Source organism: Shewanella sp. CG12_big_fil_rev_8_21_14_0_65_47_15 (genome assembly GCF_002783505.1).
Taxonomy (GTDB): domain Bacteria; phylum Pseudomonadota; class Gammaproteobacteria; order Enterobacterales; family Shewanellaceae; genus Shewanella.
Window position 1 is genome coordinate 112,100 of sequence record NZ_PFGL01000045.1, and the last position, 15,066, is coordinate 127,165.

The window sequence follows — 15,066 nt, forward strand, 5'->3', positions numbered from 1 at the left end:
CCAGCGGCATTATGGTGCTAGGCGGTCAATATCCCATATGCCATCACGACGCGTATAAATAAAACGATCATGCAGCCTGTGTTCTCCACCTTGCCAAAACTCAATACTGGAAGGCTTAATCAGATATCCCCCCCAAAAACTGGGTAAGGGCACATCCCCCTTGGCAAACTTTGCCTTCATCTCCATAAACTTGCCCTCGAGCACTTGTCTAGCACTGAGTTTACTCGACTGCTGCGACACCCAAGCGGCAATTTGGCTGTCCTTAGGGCGTGTCATAAAATATTTGATGACTTCTGCGGTTGAGAGCGGCTGCGCCTCTCCGAGCACTGAGACTTGTCGCTCTAAAGGATGCCAAGGAAAATGCAAACTGACTTTATTATTGACGGCAATTTGTTGCGCCTTGCGGCTACCTAAGTTGGTAAAAAACACGAAACCTGTGTCATCGAACCGTTTAAGTAATACGATGCGCTGAAACGGCTGGCCATGCTCATCCACAGTCGCCACACACATGGCCGTTGGATCGCTAAGCTCTGCATCCCTCGCCTGCGTCATCCACAGTTCGAACAAGTCCATCGGGTTTTGCGGTAAATCGGCACGACGTAAGCCACCTTTTGCGTATTCGCGGCGAATATCACTGAGATCTGTCATGGGGTTTCCTTAAGCAAATGCCAAAAATTTACATGAATTCAGGGATCAGCACTTCAGCATCAAGCTGCTGATAGTGGCTAAAGCTAATATCATAACCTTGCTCGGTCGTTAATGAGCCACGCCCTAAGCATAAATGGGCAGGAAAACCCTGCGTTGAGTCGTCGATATTAAAGCCGATGGTGTCCCAACTAATGGGAGAAAACAGCGCTAATAATCGCCCTAAGAGTTCTTGCGGATAGTGGGTTAAATCCAGATTCGTTTCAAAGCTCACATAGGAGCTAGCGCAGGCATTCTCGCTTTGGGGCGTGATATGCAAGGTCACATAATACTTGCCCCAGAGACCGTTCATCGAAAAACCTGAGGGGTCAAATAAATGGGCGTCAAGCTCAAAGTCTGGGAATAAATCGTTAAGCTCGAGCGCGGCACAAATTTCAGCTTTGCTTTGCGAGCCACCATTTAGATAATCGGCTAGCTCACCACGAATGTGGTACATCAACAGCTCACAGCTTTGATCATCCTTTGGTGCACGATAATCACTATCAGAGCAGAAAAAATAATGATGATGACAGTCTAAATGCCCCACTCTCATTGCCTTACCCGCAATACGCTGACGCAGCTTGCCAACATCATCGGCAAAACTGCTGGCCTGCAGGTGGGCTTGGTATTCGTTTTTACGCTGATAACTCACCAACGCCATGGCAGGTACGCCAAGCGCGTCGATAAAATAACAGGCGGCATCCACTAAAGTGCTATTGCCGCAGGTGAGCATGACAAATCTGTCGTGCCATACAAATAAGCTGGATTCACTCAATAGGTAGGCATCGCAGTCAGCATTACTTAGCTGCGACAAAATCTCGGCATGGGCACAATTGACTAAGGCAGACCAAAAGCTCACATCGAGTTCGCGTAAATTCGGCGCAGACGCCGCCACGATAATCTCAAGTTTCTTTTCTGAGCCTTCAAAAAACATCAAATCCTTAACCCCATTAAACGCTATACGCCCTTGCTGTTGACATCCTTTACACCAATTTGGCTCCCGCGAACGATAAATAGATATCGTCCAGAAAGCAAAAATCAGCCTAAGTCACCCTAGGCTGATTTATTTTAACACACTAAATCTTAAGAAAAATATCTTAAGAAAAATCTTCCAAGTAAGTGTAGCCTTTCAGACCAACTTGCAGTTCTTCTAAAATTTGTGCACGTTCATCTTCGGCGATATGCAGATTCACTAACTCTTCATAGGTGCGCATAAAATCGACCGCATCTAAGTTAACGTAACGCAATACGTCAGCGACAGTATCACCCGCCAATACCGACTCAATGTTAGTCACACCGTTATCTTCGATGCGAACCACTGCAGAGTTAGTATCACCAAACAAATTGTGCATATCACCCAAGATTTCTTGGTAGGCTCCCACTAGGAAGAAACCAATCAAATACGGGCTATCCGCACTCCAGGCTGGTACTGGCAATGTGGTTTCAATCCCTTGACCATCAACGTATTGATCAACAATACCGTCGGAGTCACAGGTGATATCGAGCATCACAGCACGGCGCTCAGGGGCTTTATCTAAACCCGATAACGGCAATACTGGGAACACTTGGTCAATACCCCAAGCATCCGGTAATGACTGGAATAATGAGAAGTTAACGAAGAACTTATCGGCTAACTTTTCATTGAGTTCATCAATGATAGGTCTGTGATAACGGTTCTTCGCACTCAATAGTCCTTGCACTTCATGGCACACACGCAAGTTAGCTTGTTCCGCCCATGCACGCTCCGCCAAGCTCAATTGACCTAGAGCGAATAGCGAATGCGCTTCTTGTAAGTCACTCTGGCTATCGTGGTAAATCTCAATCAAGGCACGTTGATCGGCACGGCCGCTGATCTCTGACCATGAATGCCACATGTTATGCAATAACTGTGGTGACTCTTCCGCTGGTGCTTGAATATCTTCAGGCTGATAGGCTTCGGTACCGATAACATCGGTGATAAGCACAGCGTGATGCGCGGTTAAGTAACGGCCAGACTCTGAAATAATACGTGGCATAGGTTGCTCGTATTCATTACAGATATCGGTCAATACGTTAACGATATTGTTGGCGTATTCGGTCAGACCATAGTTCATCGAGTTATTACTTTGGCTACGAGTACCATCGTAATCCACCGCTAAACCACCACCGACGTCGAAGCAGTTAACACTTGCACCTAATTCACGTAATTCACAGTAGAAACGACCCGCTTCACTCACACCCTGGCGAATATCACGGATGTTGGCGATTTGCGAACCTAAATGGAAATGCAGTAACTGCAGCGAATCCAGCATATCGTGTTGCTTAAGCTGTTCAACCACCAGCAAAATTTGTGCAGCTGATAGACCAAACTTAGACTTCTCGCCGCCACTCGCCTGCCATTTGCCTTTGCCTTGGAATGCTAAACGCGCACGTAGACCTAAACGCGGCTTAACGCCCAAACGTTTAGACTCTGCCAATACCATCTTAAGCTCTGACAGTTTCTCTAAAACGATATAAACCTTATGGCCTAATTTCTCACCAATCAAAGCTAAGCGGATATATTCGTTGTCTTTATAACCATTACAAACGATGACTGAGCTGGCTTTTTGCGCCATAGCTAGCACGGCCATCAGCTCAGGCTTACTGCCCGCTTCTAAACCCAGTTGTGGGACTTCTTTTGATGCCTGACTCGCCAGGATCTCTTCCACCACGGTTTGTTGTTGGTTTACTTTAATGGGGTAAACCAGCAAATAGTCCGCCTGATACTCATACTTCTGTATCGCTTGGTCAAATGCTTGGCACAGACTGTTGACTCTGTGATGCAGGATCTGTGGAAAACGAACCAACACAGGTAAAGCGACCCCCGCCTTAACCATATCCTTGGCCAGTTCATTTAAACCAATCTTGTAATCAGGATTTTTAGGATCCGGTGACACTGTCACCTCACCTTGGTCGCTGATCCCATAGAAACCTTGGCTCCAGTGAGTAACATTGTACCCAGCACGAGCATCATCAATAGACCAATCATTCATTTTTATTTAGCCCGTCTATTAAAAAATGGGTTGGACGGCCATTTGCTTGTTACAAGGCCGCCCGTTCGACAAACCCAGGCAAAGGGATACCTTACCTGACATACATTAAAGGTGAATATCACCTTTTATTGGTGCAGCAAAATCACGCAAGTTTAGGTGACATTGATGCGATTTTCATTAATACCGCAGGGAGTAGCCCAATGCCGCATTAGTTAGGTATTCAACTATTGGGAACACAAATCTATGCATTCCTTATTTACCAACCGAGTTCTACCGACCAGCCGAGTGTTTACCATACCCCTAGCCATGGCTAAAAAACACTCAAAAAGCCGAAGTTACAGTGAGAATCACACTTTAGCGATTTAAGCCCAAACGGCCGCAATCCCTCTCTAAAGAGTGCAAACAACACCAAAACCAATAACACTAGGGAACAACATCACACATTAAGTGGCACAGCTTGAGCTTATCCACTTAATAAAAGACAAGATTATATAAACTGGGGACTGTTGGCTTCTTCACGGCCAGAGTTGATGCGAATTAACGTGAGATGCTTAAGGCCGGTATCATCGTAGGGTACGACAATAGCATGCTGGCATTGTGACGCTTTAAGGCAAAGTGCAAAAAATGGATGCTTGTGCATTAGCTAAAAAAACCCTCTTAACCCCATGTAACAGCTATAGATTGTTTGTTACACGGTTAATGACCAGTGAACCATAAAACCTTTACTACTCACGTAATATTTGTCTATCTACAACGAGCTAACTCGTTAAACGGCGCAATTAAACCGCGCAATGTCACAGAATGCAAGCAAGAATCTCATTTAATATTTTACGTTAAAATATAATAAACACCCGCGTAACAAAGATCGACCATTACCACCATTTTTACTCATAAAAATAAGAGACTTAGCTATATATAGCAAATTAGCTCCGTTCAATATTTTTTAATAGCTTTAGCACAAAAATTGACAATGCCAATCAAGAATAACCTAACAACCGCTGTCGATGGATTTCTTGCACTGCGCGCCACTTTGATATTTGCCATCAACACAGCAATATTTAAGCCCCTTGCAGACCCTCTATGATCAATCGCACCGGCAATAAAACTGCAGTTTCAATACTAAAACGGTTATAATCGCCGCTGAATCACATCCATATGCACAGAGAAATCCATGGTACAGATAGGTAAAACCTGCAAACTTGAGGTTGTTAAACAAGTCAGTTTTGGCGTATACCTCAACGCGCACGAATTAGGGCAAGTATTGCTGCCAAATAAAGTCACCCCAAAGGACTGCCAAATCGGTGATTGGCTTGAGGTGTTTCTGTACCTTGATTCTGAAGATATAGTGATCGCCACCACCCGCCGCCCGCTTGCACAGGTGGGGGAATTTGCCTATTTAAAAGCAGTATCCACTGGGCCCTATGGTGCCTTTTTGGACTGGGGTTTAGATAAGGATCTCTTGTTACCCTTTGGAGAACAACACAAGCCGATCGAAGAGGGCCGTTCCTATTTGGTCTATGTGCACGCCAACCGTGCCGATGAACGAATTGTCGCCTCATCTAAAATCGATAAATTCCTCGACAAGACTGAACCTCACTATCAGGTTGGCGAGCAGGTGGATTTGTATATCGGTGGTACCACAGATTTAGGTTACAAAGCCATTATTAATCATGCCCACTGGGGCGTGATTTACCAGAATGAAGTCTTTCAAAAGTTGCGTTTTGGCCAGCGCGTCAAAGGCTTTATTAAACAAGTGCGCCGCGACGGCAAAATCGATCTCGTGCTACAACAGGGCAGTAAACAAGAGTTAGATAAACATGCCTACATTATCTTAAGTAAACTCAAACTGGCTGGCGGATTTTTAGCCCTGACCGATAAAACCGATGCTGAAGTGATTTACGATCAGCTAGGGATGAGCAAAAAAGCCTTTAAAAAAGCCATAGGTGGGCTATTTAAAAATGGCCAACTGAGTATAGATAAGGATGGATTGCGTTTAACTGCAACCGCAGAATAATCAACTCTATTCAGTACTTAGCGTTAAAATTGTACAGTTTACCGCCACTAAGGTGGAGTTTGACTGACAACTCCTAGGATATTAAGCATGGCTCTGTTATAACAAAGCCATGCTTTTTTCTTTGGAGCTTATATGGAACTCACGTTACACGAAGCCAGAGTCATCGGATGCCTGCTGGAAAAAGAAATCACCACTCCCGAGCAATATCCACTCTCGCTAAACGCATTGACCTTAGCCTGTAATCAAAAAACCAGTCGCGAGCCCGTGTTAGACTTAAGCGAAACCCAAGTCCAAGATGCCCTTGATTCCCTGAATAAAAAGCGTTTGATCAGCGAACAATCGGGCTTTGGTAGTCGTGTGGTCAAGTATAAGCACAGATTCTGCAACACCGAATTCAGTGAGTTGCAATTATCCCCTGCCGCCGTCGCTATCGTCTGCTTACTCCTGCTTCGCGGCCCGCAAACGCCGGGAGAACTGCGCACCCGCAGCAATAGACTCTATGAATTTAAGGATGTCACCGACGTTGAAGATTGCATCAAGCAACTTATGAGCCGAGAAAAACCTATTTTAAAACAGCTACCAAGGGAGCCTGGCCGCCGGGAATGTCGCTATATTGAACTGTTTTCAGAGGCATCCGCCCAGGCTCAAGGCTTGGATGCACCTGCCACAACGGCCCTTGAACAAACGACAGATGCTGAACTGGTCGCGAGAGTGGCGCAATTAGAGCAGCAAGTCGCGACCTTGACCGAGAAGCTTGATGAGCTGCTGGCATCACTCAGCTAATGCTTTTATGCAAGTAGGGCTTTTATGCAGCTTGTATGCAGGTAGGGCTTGTATGTAATAACGATCTTAGGTTGTGAGTTTCAGCATCTTAAGCTTACTCATCGACCAATCGGATAACACCTATTCGAACCTTCAATAATAGAGACAGCGAATGACACATAATCCGCCCAATACATTCAATAACATGTTTATCATCGCAGTCTTTGAACTGCGAAAATTTTTCTTCAATACCCGCGGCATCATCGCGCTGATTGCCTTTGCACTGGTATGGGGAGTGTTGTTGATCTACCCCATTCAAGGGGCATCGGCAATGTTGATGCAACCGAATATCAAAGACTTAATCGATGGTCTATTTGGGGTAAATACCCTTAATGTCTTATTTGAATGGCCTGTGGCGGAAATGGCAGTATTTTGGTGTTTTGCACTGTATCTATTCCCTATGTTTAGCATCTTGATCGCCGCCGATCAGTTTTCATCGGACAAAACCCGCGGCACACTGCGTTTCTTCAGCATTCGCACCAGCCGCGACAGCTTATTATTTGGCCGCTTTCTCGGGCAAATATTGATCCAAGGTCTACTGATTTTACTGACGATTATTGCCACTATCGCCCTCGCCCTTTACAGAGATAGTCAGTTATTTTTACAGGCAATAAGCTCTGGAGCCTTAGTAGGTTTAAATTTGCTCATTGTTATTTTGCCCTTTACCGCCCTGATGACCTTATTATCTTTATATGCCCGCACCGCGCGTCAGGCGATGGTATTAGCCACCATCCTGTGGACTTTAGTCTCACTTGCAATTTTGCTATTGAGTCATCAATCAAGCCTTTTAGCGGAACTTCAATGGTTACTGCCTGGCGCTCAGCTTTCCAACATGATCAACACTAATGGTCTCAATAGTTTAGCCTTTGCCCACATCCCATTATTACAAACTGTGGCAGCCCTATTACTTGGCCGAGTTTATATCCAAAGGAGTCAACTATGATCCTCATTCAGTGCCAAGGGCTGTCAAAAAACTATGGCAGTAAAAAAGCCCTAAATAATATTAACTTAACTCTCGAGGCAGGCGCCCCCATCGCATTGGTCGGCCCCAACGGTGCCGGTAAAACCACCCTATTTAGTCTGCTATGCGGTTATCTCACCCCTAGCGCAGGCACTATCACATTACTGGGTGAAGCACCAAATAGCCCGAAACTCTTAGGACAAATCGCCGCCCTGCCCCAAGATGCGGCCCTCGATCCCAATTTAACGATCATCAGCCAATTAACGTTATTTGGTCGCCTGCAGGGGATGGACAGTAAACAGGCGGCACAGGAAGCAATGCGCGTGCTGAGCCTAGTGGATCTGGCTGACGTGGCGCAACAAAAGCCACCAAGCCTTAGCCACGGTATGAGTAAACGAGTGGCGATTGCCCAAGCCTTAATTGGCTCGCCTAAGCTAGTGCTGTTAGATGAACCCACCGCTGGACTGGATCCCGCCAACGCCAAAAAAGTTCGTGAACTGGTGAAAGCCCTTTCAACTACAACGACCTTTATGATCAGCTCCCATAATTTAGACGAACTGGAAAAACTCTGCGATCAAGTGCTGTACTTAGATAAGGGTGAGCTAAGCCAATCCGTCTCCATGCGCGCCAACACAGACAGTGACTACCTCACTCTAACCATGCAGCATTGCGACAGTGACAAATTATTGCAGGAAGTGGCCAAGCTTAGCGGCGTCATCAATGTGAGTGCCAAGCAAAGCAATAGCTTTGTTATCCAACTCGCAAATGATGAAGATAAGACGACTGAACAATCTGCTACCGATAACTATCAGTTTGAGATGAAGTTACTTTCCCTCTTTAATCATCACCATTGGCAATATAAGATGCTGATGAAAGGGCGAACATTAGAAGAAACATTATTTTCCTAGGACTTTGCCCTTCCATTAAAGCGCCATCGCGGCGCTTTAATTTTTAGTTGCCCAATCAAAAATGGTTCTTTAGCTTCGCACTAAATAAGGAGGGCAGATGGACAGATTGCGTGCATACGAAATATTTATGACTGTGGTAAGTAAAGGCAGCTTCAGCAAAGCGGCCGATATGCTCGATACTTCGCCCGCAAATGTGACACGCTATATCAATGATCTTGAAACCTATTTAGGTTGTAGATTATTAAACCGTAGCTCGCGCAAGTTGTCGCTCACCGCAAATGGCGAAGCCCTGTTTGAGCGTTGTAAGTCAATATTGGCGGATATCGAAGAAACCGAAGCCTTAGTGTCGTCCGAAACAATACAACCCCGGGGTCGATTACGGATTAATGCCCCTTTAAGTTTTGGAATTTTGCATCTGGCACCTTTGTGGCCAGAGTTTATTCGTCGCTACCCCGATCTCGAATTGGATATTACCTTGGTCGATCGAGTGGTTGATATTGTAGAGGAAGGCTACGACCTAGCACTGCGTATTTCACATGCTGGTTCGATTAATCATGCCGCGCGTAAACTGGCGAGTTCACATAACGTCTTATGCGCCGCACCTGCATATATACAACAATGCGGCATTCCTCAAACGCCCAATGATTTAAAGCTGCACGAATGTATCACCTATATTTACTCAGGCGACGAATGGAGCTTTACCGACAGCGGCGGCCAGACGCACAATGTTCGCGTTAAGGGCAAAGTGCAGACGAATAATGGCGATACGGCACGGGCAATGGCACTCAGTGGTTCAGGCATCATCTGGCAACCCACGTTTCTGATTGGCCCGGATTTAGCGTCAGGAGCTTTGGTAGCATTACTTCAGGACTATAAACTGCCGGACATTGATATCCTTGCCATGTATCCAAGCCGGCGCTACCTCAGCGCCAAGGTTCGAGTGATGATAGATTTTTTGGTAGAAGCCTTCGCTGGCACGCCGCCTTGGGATATAAAACCCAAATGATGTCGCCACCGCTACCTGTAAGCCAAGGATGTTGGCACTGCTGTCATTTTCCATTCAAGATAATCGGTGTTACAAAACGCTGGTTGACTTAATTCACAAAAAATCGGGCCCATCATAACAGGCCCTGCAATCCTACAACTGGCTCATACCACCGTCGGCAATCAGCTCAGTGCCGACGATGAAAGCCGAATCTGCTGACGACATAAATAACACAGTACTGGCCAGCTCTTCTGACGTGCCAAAACGGTTAAGTGGGATCTGCTCCTGAATCGATTTTGCCATCTGTTCAAGCTGTGCAGAGTCCATCCCTAAGCGGCCGTAAAGCGGCGTGCTAACTGGGCCAGGACTCACGACGTTAACCCGCACACCCAGCGGCAACAATTCTGCCGACAATGTCTTAGCAAACGAAATGAGCGCGGCTTTACTGGCAGCGTAGACAGATGAAGTCGGCATGCCAATATGTGCATTGATAGAACCATTAAGCACAATGGCGGCGCCGCGATTGAGCAGCGGTGTTAGCGCTTGTATGGTGAAGTAGGCACCTTTCACATTGACGTTAAATGTCTGATCCCACAAGGCTTCATCGACGTCTTGAAACGGAGCAAACTTAGCAACACCGGCGTTTATGAAAATGGCATCAAGTTTAATACCTTGTTGGCCCAACATATCCGCCAATTGTGCGGCGGCGTGAATATTCCCCTGATCGTTTTTAAGCGCTATGGTGTTCGCACCAATGAGCACTTTTGCCTGTTCCAAGGTCGCCTGATCGCGTCCAGTAATAACAACCCGTGCACCCTCTTTGGCGTATTGAATGGCAGTCGCTAGGCCAATACCACTATTTCCACCGGTAACCAGCACTGTTTTATCTACAAATCTGTTCATATGAAACTCCTATCTTGATTAGTTTGGCTTTCGCATAACCTGCTGGGCCCATTGATTTAAGTCAGCATGTAAGGTCCTGGTTCACTCGCTCATTGCGTTCTCTGACGAGTACGGTTTCATGTAAAACTAACCATACCAGCGATGAGCGATTGGTCTTGTAAGACGACTTCACAGGCAGTGCGTAAAATATAATCAGACAGAAAGGTTCAAACAAACCCATAAATGTGGATGATCTATTCAGTTTTTATGAATGATGCATACCTTTATGGACGTTTGAATACAAATGACGAGTGAAATATTGGAAGCAAGAATAGTGGCTTGGGAAAATATTCTTCCCACTTATCTGACGGCCCAAAAATAAACCATTACCAAGCGATGACTAAAACAGGCAAAGAGAATCATTGAGAGTAGGAATAACGGTTGGTATTTACGGAACGGTTTATTTTAGATACAAAAAAACCGACGCTAAGGTCGGTTTTTAAGTGGTACCCGAGGCCAGACTTGAACTGGCACGCTGTTACCAGCGAGGGATTTTAAATCCCTTGTGTCTACCGATTCCACCACTCGGGCAAACTCTGAATATCGCCAGCACTGCTGTTGATATTGTTAACTCTTTGCTTCGCTATTTTACTTATATTTCAAATAATATAGGTAACGAAGTTTAACGCTTCAGCTCGCTTTGAGCTGTCACCATTATAATAATGGTACCCGAGGCCAGACTTGAACTGGCACGCTGTTACCAGCGAGGGATTTTAAATCCCTTGTGTCTACCCATTCCACCACTCGGGCAAACTCTTTATATTAACGACGGGAATCGTGTCATTAATACGTTAATCTATGGAGGCGCGACCCGGAGTCGAACCGAGATCGACGGATTTGCAATCCGCAGCATAGCCATTCTGCCATCGCGCCATTTTTCCAATCTATCAAGATTGGAGCGACATATCGGGTTCGAACCGATGACCTATACCTTGGCAAGGTATCGCTCTACCAACTGAGCTAATGTCGCCTTTCAACTGAGCTTGTATCGTGTAGAGTTAAGATTTTGTTTTCACTTCGTCTCTCGTCTACGGGGTGGCATTCTACCGATTTGCCATGCTGTGTCAACCGCTGTTTTATCGATAACTTACTGCTTGCGCACTAAATAATCTCTTTGATTTTTTATTGTGCTATTCAGCGGTCAGATCTTTCCAAGCGGCTAAAATGTAACTCATCATTGACCAAAACGTTAATACCGCAGCGATATATAACAGCACAAATGCGGCTTGGATCATCAAGGGATTGTATTGCCAAATCAGGCCAATAATCGCCACCATCTGAGCAGCGGTTTTATATTTACCAATCCAAGATACCGCAACCGTTCCGCGCTTACCTAATTCGGCCATCCACTCTCGCAGGGCTGAAATCACAATTTCACGACCGATCATAAAGAGTGCTGGCAGCGTGAGCCAAATATCGGCGTATTGGTCCACTAATAATACGAGCGCGGTAATCACCATCAGTTTATCGGCAACGGGATCGAGAAAGGCGCCAAAACGAGTCAGTTGCTTCAGTTTACGGGCCGCATAACCGTCTAATGCATCCGTTAACGCCGCCAACCAAAACACAAATGCGGCAACAAAAGGTGTCCAACTGTAGGGTAAATAAAACAACACCACGAAAATGGGCAGTAAAAAAAGCCTGAAAAGAGTTAATGCTATGGGTAAGTTAAACGGCATGATCAAACCAGTTAGTCAAAAGCAGCGCCAATCTTGCCTTAATTTTATCACCCTCGCAATGCATCATGGATGGTTTGTGCCATTTCTATGCTGATCCCTGGTACTTTGACTAATTCCGCCACACTTGCCCCTTTCACTTCTTGCAAACCACCTAAATGCTGTAACAACGCTTTACGGCGTTTAGGGCCAATTCCTGGGATAGATTCCAATGTTGAAGTATTGCGGGTTTTCTGACGACGATTGCGATGCCCCGTAATCGCAAATCGATGGGATTCATCGCGAATATGCTGGATAAGGTGCAACGCTGGCGAATCGCCCTCAAGGGAAAAGCTGGTTTCGGTATCCCCTAGGATCAAGGTTTCAAGCCCTGGTTTACGGCCTTCACCCTTCGCCACCCCAACCAACTGTGGCGCTTTATCTAAATGGGTAAACTTTTCATCGACCACCTTCTGGGCGATACGCAACTGCCCTAAACCGCCATCGATAAACAGAATATCAGGGATTTTACCGCCCGCTTCAATCTTATCGAAACGGCGACTAATGGCTTGCTTCATTGCGGCATAATCATCACCCGGGGTGATACCGTCAATATTAAAGCGCCGATACTCACCTTTATGTGGCCCTTCTCGGTTGAACACCACACAGGAAGCGACGGTACTCTCCCCCATGGTATGGCTGATATCGAAACATTCCATCCGTTGGATAGGTGAACTCAATTCTAAAATTTCTTCTAATAGTACAAAGCGCTGCTCGACCGTGTTCTTATGGGACAAGCGTGTAACCACGGCATTGGTGGCATTGGTCACGGCTAACCTTAAGAAGCTCGCCCTATCGGCGCGCACATTAGTCTTTATCGAAAACTTTTTATTCAGCGCATTGGATACCGCGGCTTCCAGCTCGTGCAATTCTTCAAAGTTGTGGCTGATAACGACTTCCTTTGGAATCGTGCGCTGAATATCTGCATTTAGGTAAAACTGCAGAATAAAGGAGCGCAGCACTTCATCCATATCCGTCTGAGCCGGCACGGAAGGGTAATAACTCCGACTACCAAAGATTTTACCCTCACGGATAAATAACAAATGGAAACAGGCGATACCCGACGCATAGTGCACACCAATCACGTCCATATCGCCTTTATTGTTCGATACCTCCTGCTGCTCGGCGACCTTGCGCAGCGCCATAATTTGATCACGAAACCGTGCCGCCTGTTCATATTCCTGCCGCTCGGCCGCACGTTCCATTTTTTCAACCAAGGCGCTGATCACTTGCTGATCTTTGCCCTTTAAAAACAGGCTAGCGAGTTTCACTTGCTCGTCGTAGTCGGCATTGCTGACTTTTCCCACACAGGGCGCGCTGCAACGGGAAAGTTGATATTGCAAACAAGGGCGGGAACGGGATTTGTAATAAAGATCGTCACATTGGCGAATTGGAAAGAGTTTCTGCATTAAATGCAGGCTTTCACGCACCGCGCCGCCATTGGGATAAGGGCCAAAATAATGGCCTTTTTCCCGCTGCGGACCACGATGATAGGCAAGCCTTGGATGCTCGTGCTGGCTCAATAAGATGTAAGGATAAGATTTATCATCACGCAATAACACATTGTATTTTGGCATGTATTGCTTGATGTAATCATTTTCAAGCAGTAGCGCATCGGTTTCACTGTGGGTCAGCGTCACATCAATATGGTGAATATGCGAGACTAAGGCTTGGGTCTTAACATTGTCTAGATTTCTACGAAAATACGAGCTGAGCCGTTTTTTAAGATCCTTGGCTTTACCCACATAAATGACGTCACCCTTGACGTCATACATGCGATAAACCCCGGCAGAAGATGAAACCGTGCGTAGAAAACTTTGGGCGTTAAAATCGGTCGACATCACTGACATCCACCGTTTTTAATAAGCAAACAACACCTAACCATCGAAAACGGATATACCCCACGATTAAAAATGACCCGCATCCAACATTTTGTAGCGAATGGCTAGACGTGTCAGTTCGACATCACCACTGATCCCAAGCTTAGCAAATAAACGGTAGCGGTAACTGTTAACCGTTTTAGGACTGAGGTTGAGCTGCTCAGAAATATCATTCACCTTCTCACCATTAGTGATCATCAGCATGATCTGCAGCTCACGCTCAGATAAGGCCTTAAATGGGTTTTCATCGGCGGGATTAAACTGGCTCAGCGCCATCTGCTGGGCAATTTCAGGGGATAAATAACGCTGTCCGCGGGAAACCTGACGTATCGCTTGTAATACCTCTGGCGGCGTTGCGCCCTTGGTTAAGTAACCCGAAGCACCGGCCTGCATCACCTTACTTGGGAACGGATCTTCGGTATGCACAGTTAATACTATGATTCTTGCATGGGGTTGATAACGTAAAATTTTACGTGTTGCTTCCAGTCCGCCCATCCCAGGCATATTCATGTCCATTAGGATCACATCGGCTTCGTTTTGGCGAGCCCACTGCACCGCAGTCTCACCATCAGGGGCTTCGCCCACCACTTTGATCCCACGTTCATCTTCTAAGATACGGCGGATCCCAGTTCTCACAAGCTCGTGATCGTCAACTAAATATATCGATATCAACTTAATCCACCTTTATCTTTCCCGTCCGAGCCGCACACTATAAAAGCAACACAGCAAACGGATTACGAGTTTATAGGGCTAATTTAGCCCAACAACCCCGTTTCGCAAAGCATAAAATGAATATTGTTAACTAGATGATATTTAAAGGAACGATTACAGAATGCCGCCCCAATAAAAAGCGTTTAAAAAGGAAGCAATATACAGTGTCCAATTCCACAGTCGCGTCTTGGCAAGGGTTCAAATTGCACAAACAAAAAAGCCATCATTGCTGATGGCTTTTCCGTGAAATATGGTGCAGGAGCTGCGTTTCGAATGAGGAACCCAGGTTTCAAATTCTTTAAACAAAAAAGGCTATCATTGCTGATAGCCTTTTCCGTGAAATATGGCGGAGGAGCAGGGATTTGAACCCTGGGTGGGCTATAAACCCACGCCGGTTTTCAAGACCGGTGCATTAAACCACTCTGCCACCCCT

13 protein-coding genes and 4 tRNA genes are annotated in these 15,066 nt (G+C 46.0%); 5 read left to right on the forward strand and 12 right to left on the reverse strand.

Annotated features, from left to right (window positions below):
- Positions 1–9: 9 nt before the first annotated feature.
- The 4 genes from pdxH to COW15_RS12880 form a co-directional block, all read right to left on the reverse strand.
- Positions 10–648 carry a pyridoxamine 5'-phosphate oxidase gene (gene pdxH / locus COW15_RS12865; RefSeq protein WP_293632935.1) on the reverse strand — a complete coding sequence of 213 codons (639 nt, stop codon included), beginning with the start codon at positions 646–648 and terminating at the stop codon, positions 10–12.
- A 28-nt stretch (positions 649–676) separates the two neighbouring features.
- Positions 677–1,618, reverse strand: a complete 942-nt coding sequence (locus COW15_RS12870) for an adenosylmethionine decarboxylase (protein ID WP_293632952.1) — start codon at positions 1,616–1,618, stop codon at positions 677–679.
- 163 nt (positions 1,619–1,781) lie between these two features.
- The gene (gene speA / locus COW15_RS12875) at positions 1,782–3,695 is read right to left on the reverse strand and encodes a biosynthetic arginine decarboxylase (protein ID WP_293632936.1); all 1,914 of its coding nucleotides are present in this window, start codon (positions 3,693–3,695) and stop codon (positions 1,782–1,784) included.
- A 487-nt stretch (positions 3,696–4,182) separates the two neighbouring features.
- Positions 4,183–4,335 (reverse strand): hypothetical protein, encoded by a 153-nt coding sequence (locus COW15_RS12880; protein WP_007649104.1) that lies wholly within the window; start codon positions 4,333–4,335, stop codon positions 4,183–4,185.
- Between the two features lie 531 nt (positions 4,336–4,866).
- Between COW15_RS12880 and COW15_RS12885 the strand changes: the two genes are divergently transcribed.
- The 5 genes from COW15_RS12885 to COW15_RS12905 all read left to right on the forward strand — a co-directional run bounded on the left by COW15_RS12885 (position 4,867) and on the right by COW15_RS12905 (position 9,406).
- On the forward strand, positions 4,867–5,709 hold the full coding sequence (locus tag COW15_RS12885) for a S1-like domain-containing RNA-binding protein (RefSeq protein WP_293632937.1): 843 nt from the start codon (positions 4,867–4,869) through the stop codon (positions 5,707–5,709).
- A 132-nt stretch (positions 5,710–5,841) separates the two neighbouring features.
- On the forward strand, positions 5,842–6,492 hold the full coding sequence (locus COW15_RS12890) for a DUF480 domain-containing protein (protein ID WP_293632938.1): 651 nt from the start codon (positions 5,842–5,844) through the stop codon (positions 6,490–6,492).
- Between the two features lie 151 nt (positions 6,493–6,643).
- On the forward strand, positions 6,644–7,474 hold the full coding sequence (locus COW15_RS12895) for an ABC transporter permease subunit (protein ID WP_293632939.1): 831 nt from the start codon (positions 6,644–6,646) through the stop codon (positions 7,472–7,474).
- On the forward strand, positions 7,471–8,400 hold the full coding sequence (locus COW15_RS12900; protein ID WP_293632940.1) for an ABC transporter ATP-binding protein: 930 nt from the start codon (positions 7,471–7,473) through the stop codon (positions 8,398–8,400). Before COW15_RS12895 ends, COW15_RS12900 begins: the two co-directional genes overlap by 4 nt.
- Positions 8,401–8,497: 97 nt before the next feature.
- Positions 8,498–9,406, forward strand: coding sequence for a LysR family transcriptional regulator (locus COW15_RS12905; RefSeq protein WP_293632941.1), 909 nt, complete (start codon positions 8,498–8,500; stop codon positions 9,404–9,406).
- A 132-nt stretch (positions 9,407–9,538) separates the two neighbouring features.
- Here the strand turns inward: COW15_RS12905 and COW15_RS12910 are convergent, their stop codons facing one another.
- The 8 genes from COW15_RS12910 to uvrY all read right to left on the reverse strand — a co-directional run bounded on the left by COW15_RS12910 (position 9,539) and on the right by uvrY (position 14,594).
- The gene (locus tag COW15_RS12910) at positions 9,539–10,288 is read right to left on the reverse strand and encodes an SDR family oxidoreductase (RefSeq protein ID WP_293632942.1); all 750 of its coding nucleotides are present in this window, start codon (positions 10,286–10,288) and stop codon (positions 9,539–9,541) included.
- A 483-nt stretch (positions 10,289–10,771) separates the two neighbouring features.
- A tRNA-Leu gene (locus COW15_RS12915) sits at positions 10,772–10,858 on the reverse strand.
- 132 nt (positions 10,859–10,990) lie between these two features.
- Positions 10,991–11,077 (reverse strand) — tRNA-Leu (locus COW15_RS12920).
- Positions 11,078–11,126: 49 nt separating this feature from the next.
- Positions 11,127–11,200 (reverse strand) — tRNA-Cys (locus COW15_RS12925).
- A 21-nt stretch (positions 11,201–11,221) separates the two neighbouring features.
- Positions 11,222–11,297: transfer RNA gene (locus tag COW15_RS12930), tRNA-Gly, on the reverse strand.
- A gap of 160 nt (positions 11,298–11,457) precedes the next feature.
- Positions 11,458–12,006, reverse strand: a complete 549-nt coding sequence (gene pgsA, locus COW15_RS12935) for a CDP-diacylglycerol--glycerol-3-phosphate 3-phosphatidyltransferase (RefSeq protein ID WP_172966553.1) — start codon at positions 12,004–12,006, stop codon at positions 11,458–11,460.
- A gap of 47 nt (positions 12,007–12,053) precedes the next feature.
- Positions 12,054–13,883: an excinuclease ABC subunit UvrC gene (gene uvrC / locus COW15_RS12940; protein WP_293632943.1), complete on the reverse strand. Its 1,830-nt coding sequence runs from the start codon at positions 13,881–13,883 to the stop codon at positions 12,054–12,056.
- Positions 13,884–13,949: 66 nt separating this feature from the next.
- Positions 13,950–14,594: a UvrY/SirA/GacA family response regulator transcription factor gene (gene uvrY, locus COW15_RS12945; RefSeq protein WP_293632944.1), complete on the reverse strand. Its 645-nt coding sequence runs from the start codon at positions 14,592–14,594 to the stop codon at positions 13,950–13,952.
- Positions 14,595–15,066 lie beyond the last annotated feature (472 nt).

Coding starts and splice junctions, on each gene's coding strand:
- COW15_RS12880 (WP_007649104.1), bottom strand. CDS start 4,335: ATGCACAAGCATCCATTTTTTGCACTTTGCCTTAAAGCGTCACAATGC.
- speA (WP_293632936.1), bottom strand. CDS start 3,695: ATGAATGATTGGTCTATTGATGATGCTCGTGCTGGGTACAATGTTACT.
- uvrC (WP_293632943.1), bottom strand. CDS start 13,883: ATGTCGACCGATTTTAACGCCCAAAGTTTTCTACGCACGGTTTCATCT.
- COW15_RS12885 (WP_293632937.1), top strand. CDS start 4,867: ATGGTACAGATAGGTAAAACCTGCAAACTTGAGGTTGTTAAACAAGTC.
- pgsA (WP_172966553.1), bottom strand. CDS start 12,006: ATGCCGTTTAACTTACCCATAGCATTAACTCTTTTCAGGCTTTTTTTA.
- COW15_RS12870 (WP_293632952.1), bottom strand. CDS start 1,618: ATGTTTTTTGAAGGCTCAGAAAAGAAACTTGAGATTATCGTGGCGGCG.
- COW15_RS12905 (WP_293632941.1), top strand. CDS start 8,498: ATGGACAGATTGCGTGCATACGAAATATTTATGACTGTGGTAAGTAAA.
- COW15_RS12910 (WP_293632942.1), bottom strand. CDS start 10,288: ATGAACAGATTTGTAGATAAAACAGTGCTGGTTACCGGTGGAAATAGT.
- COW15_RS12890 (WP_293632938.1), top strand. CDS start 5,842: ATGGAACTCACGTTACACGAAGCCAGAGTCATCGGATGCCTGCTGGAA.
- pdxH (WP_293632935.1), bottom strand. CDS start 648: ATGACAGATCTCAGTGATATTCGCCGCGAATACGCAAAAGGTGGCTTA.
- COW15_RS12900 (WP_293632940.1), top strand. CDS start 7,471: ATGATCCTCATTCAGTGCCAAGGGCTGTCAAAAAACTATGGCAGTAAA.
- COW15_RS12895 (WP_293632939.1), top strand. CDS start 6,644: ATGACACATAATCCGCCCAATACATTCAATAACATGTTTATCATCGCA.